Raw genomic sequence first — 6,464 nt, 5'->3', positions numbered from 1 at the left:
AGCTCGTGCCGCATGGCCGCGACGTCCAGCGCCTGTGCGGCGCCGAGCAGCGCCACCGGGATCCGGGCGGCCCCGGCGCGCAGCACGCCGTCGGACACCTCCACCACGGGCGAGGACACCGCCAGGGCGACCGCCGAGCCCACGCACACGAGCAGGCCCACGGTCACCGCCGTCACCGCGTGCACGGGCCACAGCGCGATCGCCGCGATGGCGCCCAGACCGACCGTGCCGAGCCAGCCGCCGGGACCGGGCAGTAGGCGCTCGTGGAAGGTGAGGGTGGTCGCCGTCATGGACACATCATCCCAGCCCCGAGCACTGCCCGAGCACTCTTGCGGCGGCGCGGGCCCAGGTGGCGTACTCTTCCGGCGTGCCCACCCCTGAGCCCACCCCTGACGGCAGCACGGTCGACGTGCTCATCCGCCTCCTGGACGACGTCCCCCTGCCGTCCTACGCGCATCCCGGCGACGCCGGCGCCGACCTGGTGACCACGGTCGACGTCGAGATCCCGCCGCAGGGGCGGGTGCTGGTGCCCACCGGGGTGTCGATCGCGCTGCCGGACGGCTACGCGGCGTTCGTGCACCCGCGCTCGGGGCTCGCCACGAAGCATGGCGTGACGATCGTCAACGCGCCGGGCACGGTGGACGCGGGGTACCGCGGCGAGATCAAGGTCACGCTGCTCAACACCGACACGACGCAGGCCGTGAAGCTGGCGCGCGGCGACCGCGTCGCGCAGCTCGTGATCCAGAAGGTCGAGCGTGCGCGCTTCCTGATGGCCGAGGTGCTGCCCGGCTCGCACCGGGGCGAGGGCGGCTTCGGTTCCAGCGGCGGTTTCGCCGGACGCTGAACGCGTGTCCAAGTGCAGCCCTGACAGGTCTAGGCTGTAAGTAACGAGCGGATAACGCCGCCCGGCGGAGCAATCGCGCGCGGCCGGGGACGGCGAGCGTCCGGCGAGCCGCCGGGCGGGCAACGGAAGAACGACGAAGGAGTGTGGCTGTGGGTCTGTTCAGCCGACGAGGTACGGCTCAGGAGCCGGCTTCGGTCGAGTGGGCGTCGGTGGAGGCCGAGCAGCAGAAGCGGCCCCACGGACCCTTCGACCGCTCGCAGGTGGACGAGATGGGCCCCCGGGTCGATCTCGGCGCGATCTGGCTGCCGGTGATGCCCGGGCTCGAGCTCCGCATGGAGATCGACAAGAAGACGCAGAAGGTGACCGGCGTGACGGCCGCGCTGGAGGGGTCCAACCTCCAGATCCAGGCCTTCGCCGCGCCGCGCACCGACGGGATCTGGGACGAGATCCGGCACGAGATCGCGCAGTCCGTCAGCGGGCAGGGCGGCATCGTGGACGACGTCCCCGGCGTGTTCGGCCGCGAGCTGCTGGTCCGCATGCCGGTGACCGGCCCCGACGGGCAGTCCGGCCAGCGGCCGGCTCGGTTCGTGGGCGTGGACGGCCCCCGCTGGTTCATCCGCGGCGTGCTCGCGGGCCGGGCAGCCCTGGACGCCGAGGCGGCCAAGCCCCTGGAGTCCGTGTTCGCGAACATCGTCGTGGTGCGCGACCAGAGCCCGCGCCCGCCGCGGGACCTGCTGCCCCTGGCGCTACCGAAGTCGGCGCGCAAGGATGGTGCACAGCCGGCACCGGAGCCGGCCGCTCCCGAGAACGCGGCACCGCAGATGTCGGACTTCAACCCGCTGCGCCGCGGTCCCGAGATCACCCAGATCGGCTGACGAGGTGAACCACTGATGTCGCTCCGCTCGGCGCTCGCGTCCCGCATAGCGGCGACGCTCGCGTCCAACGAGGAGGTCAGCGACACCGCCGAACGTGCCGACGCGTCCAAGAACGTCGGCTGTGCGGCGGTCACATCGCTGCCCACACGGTCCCGCGGCAAGGTCGCGGGTGTCCTGCGCTCCGTGGTCCTGCGCCCGCGCGAGGGCGTGCCCACCCTGGAGGCGGAGCTGTTCGACGGCTCCGGCGCGCTCGATCTCGTCTGGCTCGGGCGCCGCACCATCGAGGGCATCGAGCCGGGCCGCCGTATCCGCGTCGAGGGCATGGTGTGCGACGTCGACGGCCGCCGCACGATGTTCAACCCGAGGTACGAGCTGAGGCCCCGGCCGGGCGAGGCACAATAGCCCCCATGAGCGATCCAGCACGTCATGACGTGCCCCCGCACGAGCAGACCCGGAACGACCATGCGCAGACCCCCGCGCGCGGCATGCGCGCCCTCGCGGGCGAGGAGTTCTCGGCCGCGCAGGCCGTAGGCGGGGTGCGCGGCCTGGTCGAGGCGGTCCTGCCCGGCCTCGTGTTCGTGGTCGCGTTCGTGATCACCAACGACCTGACCGTCCCGCTGATCGCGTCGGTCGTCGCCGCGCTGGTGCTCGTCGTGGCGCGCCTCGTGCAGCGCACGCCGGTCACGCAGGCGCTCGGCGGGCTGCTCGGCATCGCCGTCGGCGTGGTGTGGGCCTGGACCTCCGGCGACGCGGAGGACTACTACGCGGGCGGCCTGCTGCTGAACGCCGGCTACCTCGTGGTGCTGCTCGGCACGATCCTCGCGCGCCGCCCCGCCGTCGGCTACGTGGTCGAGGCGCTGCGCGCCGGCCTGACGCCGGAGGCCGTCAAGGCCGACGCGGACCGCCCGGACGACCAGCCCTCGGCGTTCGCCGCGCTGACCGCCTGGCGCTCCGACCCGGCCAAGATGCGCATGTACTCGATCGCCACCTGGCTCTGGGTGGGCCTGTTCGCCCTGCGCCTGGCCGTCAAGACGCCGCTCTACTTCGCCGGCGACGTCGCCTGGCTGGGCACGTTCCACCTGCTGCTGGGCGTGCCGCTGTGGGCGCTCGTGCTGTACCTGACCTGGTACGTCGTGCGCCGGCCCAAGCCGCGGCCCGCGGCCTGAGCTCGGCCCTGCCCGACCTCAGCCCTTCGGCACCAGCAGCTTCTGGAGGGCGTCCGTGTCGGCGTCCGCGCCGGCGACCAGCAGCAGCTCGTCGCCGGCCTCCAGCGTGTCGTCGGGGCTCGGCACCAGCGGGCGTCCGTCGCGCACGATCGTCGAGAGCGTGACGTCCGCCGGCCAGATCACCTGACCCACGCGCGTCCCGGCGACCCGGGAGTCGGCGGGCAGCGTCAGCTCCAGGATGTCGGCGCGCGACTGGCTGAAGCTGAAGATCTTCACCAGGTCGCCGACGGCCACGGCCTCCTCGACCATCGCCGTCATGATGCGCGGCGTCGAGACCGCCACGTCCACGCCCCAGGACTGGTCGAACATCCACTCGTTCTTCGGGTTGTTCACCCGCGCGACGGTGCGCGGCACCCCGAACTCCGTCTTGCCCAGCAGGGAGAACACCAGGTTCACCTTGTCGTCGCCGGTGGCGCCCACCACGACGTCGGCCTGCTCCAGCTCGGACGCCTCCAGGGCGGGCAGCTCGCACGCGTCCGCCAGCACCCACTCCGCCTCGGGGACCTGCGAGACCCGCATGGCCGACGGGTTCTTGTCGATCAGGGTGACCTCGTGGTCGTGGCTCAGCAGCTCGCGGGCGATCGAGCGGCCCACGGACCCCGCCCCGGCGATGACGACGCGCATCAGTCCTCCTCGGCGGTCGGTGCGGCGGTGAGGATGCGCTCGATCTCGGCGGACCGGTCGGCGGCCATGAGCAGGTGCAGCACGTCGTTCTCCTGGAGCACGACGTCGGCGGTGGGCAGGATCGCCGACGAGTAGCGGGTCACGAACGCGACCCGTGCGCCCGTCGCGGCCTCGATGCCCAGCACGGGCCGGCCCACCCAGCGCCGGTGGTAGTCGATCTGCGCGAGCCGGACGGTGCCGGACGGGTCGCGGTACTCGTCGGTGAAGCCCAGCGGCAGCATGCGCCGCAGCACCTGGTCGGCCGTCCAGCGCACCGTGGCGACCGTCGGGATGCCCAGGCGCTGGTAGATCTCCGCGCGGTGCGGGTCGTAGATGCGTGCCACCACGTTGTCCACACCGTAGGTCTCGCGGACCACGCGGGCGGACAGGATGTTGGAGTTGTCGCCGTCGGACACCGCGGCGAACGCGTACGTGTCCTCGATGCCGGCCTGGACCAGGGTGTCCCGGTCGAAACCCACGCCGGTGACCTTCTTGCCGGAGAAGTCCGCGGGCAGGCGTCGGAACGCGTCCGGGTTCTGGTCGATGACGGCCACGGAGTGCCCGCGGCCCTCGATCTCCTGAGCGAGGCTGGAGCCGACCCGGCCGCAACCCATGATGACGAAGTGCACGGACGGAACGCTACCGCGCCGGGGGTGACGATGGTGCGCTGGGTGCGCTGGACGCCATCGACGGGCATAGAGTCATCCAACGTGTCGGACATCGTCGATGCGGCCAAGCGCCTCCTGGTCGGCCGCCCCATGCGCAGCGAGAGCCTGGGGCACACGCTGCTGCCCAAACGCATCGCGCTCCCGGTGTTTGCCTCGGACGCGCTGTCGTCGGTCGCGTACGCGCCCGACGAGATCCTCCTGACTCTGTCACTGGCGGGTATCGCCGCCCTGGCGTTCTCCCCATGGGTCGGCCTCGTGGTGGTCGTGGTGCTGCTCATCGTGGTGGCGTCCTACCGGCAGAACGTGCACGCCTACCCCTCCGGCGGCGGCGACTACGAGGTCGCCACCACCAACCTCGGCCCGTCCGCGGGTATCGGCGTCGCCTCCGCGCTGCTGGTCGACTACGTGCTCACCGTGGCCGTGTCGATCTCGTCGGCCGCCCAGTACGCGTCCGCCGCCATCCCCGGGCTGCGCGGGCACGAGGCGCTCGCCGCGGTCATCGCGGTGGTGCTGCTCACCCTCGTCAACCTGCGCGGGGTCAAGGAGTCGGGCACCGCGTTCGCCATCCCGACCTACTGCTACATGGCGATCATCGGCGCGCTCATCGTCACGGGCGCGTTCCGGTTCTTCTCGGGCACGCTGCCGCAGGCGCAGAGCGCGGAGTTCGAGCTGTCCGCCGAGGCCGCGTTCGACCAGGGCCTGGTCGGCGTCGCCGGCGCGTTCCTGCTGGCCCGCGCGTTCGCGTCCGGCTGCGCCGCCCTGACCGGCGTGGAGGCCATCAGCAACGGCGTGCCCGCGTTCCGCAAGCCCAAGTCGCGCAACGCCGCCACGACGCTGCTGCTGCTCGGCACGATCTCCGCGACCATGATCATGTCGATCCTGCTCCTGGCCCAGGCCACCGGGGTCCAGTTCGCGGAGGACCCGCACAGCCAGCTCACGCTGAACGGCCAGCCGGTCTCGGACCACTACGTGCAGATCCCGGTGATCGGCCAGCTCGCCGAGGCCGTGTTCTCCGGCTTCCCGCCCGCGTTCTACGCCGTGTCCGCCGTCACGGGCCTGATCCTGGTGCTCGCCGCCAACACGGCGTTCAACGGGTTCCCGGTGCTGGGCTCGATCCTCGGCCGCGACGGCTACCTGCCCCGCCAGCTGCACACCCGCGGCGACCGGCTCGCGTTCTCCAACGGCATCATCACCCTCGCCGTCGCGGCGATCGTCCTGATCGTGGTGTTCGACGCCGAGGTCACCCGGCTGATCCAGCTCTACATCGTGGGCGTGTTCGTCTCGTTCACGCTGTCCCAGCTCGGCATGCTGCGGCACTGGACGCGCGAGCTGCGCACCGAGCCCAACCCCGCGGTGCGCAGCCGGTACAAGCGCTCGCGGCTGGTCAACGGCGTCGGGTTCGGCCTGACGGGCATCGTGCTGATCATCGTGCTGCTGACCAAGTTCACCCACGGCGCCTGGATCACCCTGCTGGCCATGGGCGTGCTGTTCGTCCTCATGCGGGGCATCCGCAAGCACTACGACCGGGTCAGCCAGGAGCTCGCGCTCGACGACGTCTCGGCGGCCCGTGCGCTGCCCAGCCGCGTGCACGCCGTGGTGCTGGTCTCGAAGGTGCACAAGCCGACCATGCGCGCGCTGGCCTACGCGCGGGCCGCGCGGCCGAACGAGCTGGAGGCCGTCAGCGTGGGCGTGGACCGCGAGGACGTCGAGCGGCTGACGGCCGAGTGGGAGGCCCTCGACCTGCCCGTTCCGCTGCGCATCCTCGACTCGCCGTTCCGCGAGATCACCCGCCCCGTGGTCAAGTACGTGCGCTCCGTGCACCGCGAGTCCCCGCGCGACCTGGTGATCGTGTACATCCCCGAGTACGTGGTGGGGCACTGGTGGGAGCAGCTGCTGCACAACCAGTCCGCCCTGCGCCTCAAGGGCAGCCTGCTGTTCACCCCCGGCGTCGTCGTGGCCTCCGTGCCGTGGCAGCTCGCCTCGACGCGCGGCCAGACGGGCCTGGAGGGTGACACGTTCCTGCGCGGCCGGCGGATGTGACGTGACCCGTCCGACGGCGTCACCGCAGCGGCGAAGGCGGCCGGTGCGCGATACTTGAGCACATGCCCCGTAACTCCGATCGCCGCAGCGCGCCCGCCGACCCCGAGCAGGGCGCCCGCGTGCGCCGTCGTCCCCAGCGTTCCCCGCG

General features: G+C 72.1%; 8 protein-coding genes. 5 read left to right on the top strand and 3 right to left on the bottom strand.

Translation table 11 applies throughout. From position 1 onward, the window contains the following. On the bottom strand, positions 1-290 hold a 290-nt coding region (locus PROKR_RS20605), incomplete at its 3' end, for a DUF3093 family protein (RefSeq protein ID WP_036966674.1). A gap of 77 nt (positions 291-367) precedes the next feature. Here PROKR_RS20605 and dut point away from each other — a divergent pair. The 4 genes from dut to PROKR_RS20585 all read left to right on the top strand — a co-directional run bounded on the left by dut (position 368) and on the right by PROKR_RS20585 (position 2,885). Then, a complete protein-coding gene (gene dut / locus PROKR_RS20600) occupies positions 368-844 on the top strand; it encodes a dUTP diphosphatase (protein WP_051433191.1) in 477 nt (158 codons plus the stop codon). Positions 845-993: 149 nt separating this feature from the next. Continuing rightward, positions 994-1,719: a DUF3710 domain-containing protein gene (locus PROKR_RS20595; protein WP_036966644.1), complete on the top strand. Its 726-nt coding sequence runs from the start codon at positions 994-996 to the stop codon at positions 1,717-1,719. A gap of 15 nt (positions 1,720-1,734) precedes the next feature. Further along, complete coding sequence (locus PROKR_RS20590; protein WP_036966641.1) at positions 1,735-2,121, top strand: OB-fold nucleic acid binding domain-containing protein; 387 nt, start codon at positions 1,735-1,737, stop codon at positions 2,119-2,121. A 5-nt stretch (positions 2,122-2,126) separates the two neighbouring features. Next, positions 2,127-2,885, top strand: coding sequence for a DUF3159 domain-containing protein (locus PROKR_RS20585; protein WP_245605905.1), 759 nt, complete (start codon positions 2,127-2,129; stop codon positions 2,883-2,885). An 18-nt stretch (positions 2,886-2,903) separates the two neighbouring features. Here PROKR_RS20585 and PROKR_RS20580 read toward each other — a convergent pair whose 3' ends face one another. Both PROKR_RS20580 and PROKR_RS20575 read right to left on the bottom strand, forming a co-directional pair. After that, positions 2,904-3,569 carry a potassium channel family protein gene (locus PROKR_RS20580; RefSeq protein WP_036966638.1) on the bottom strand — a complete coding sequence of 222 codons (666 nt, stop codon included), beginning with the start codon at positions 3,567-3,569 and terminating at the stop codon, positions 2,904-2,906. Continuing rightward, positions 3,569-4,222, bottom strand: a complete 654-nt coding sequence (locus PROKR_RS20575; RefSeq protein ID WP_036966665.1) for a potassium channel family protein — start codon at positions 4,220-4,222, stop codon at positions 3,569-3,571. The genes PROKR_RS20580 and PROKR_RS20575 overlap by 1 nt, the downstream gene beginning before the upstream one ends. A gap of 96 nt (positions 4,223-4,318) precedes the next feature. On the opposite strand from PROKR_RS20575, the gene PROKR_RS20570 reads away from it, so the two are divergent. After that, positions 4,319-6,316 carry an APC family permease gene (locus PROKR_RS20570; protein WP_036966635.1) on the top strand — a complete coding sequence of 666 codons (1,998 nt, stop codon included), beginning with the start codon at positions 4,319-4,321 and terminating at the stop codon, positions 6,314-6,316. The last annotated feature ends 148 nt before the right edge of the window (positions 6,317-6,464 follow it).

It is taken from the genome of Promicromonospora kroppenstedtii DSM 19349, from assembly GCF_000515355.1.
Lineage (GTDB): Bacteria > Actinomycetota > Actinomycetes > Actinomycetales > Cellulomonadaceae > Promicromonospora > Promicromonospora kroppenstedtii.
Note: the sequence above shows the minus strand (reverse complement) of the source record. Positions and strands in the feature narration are given on the sequence as shown.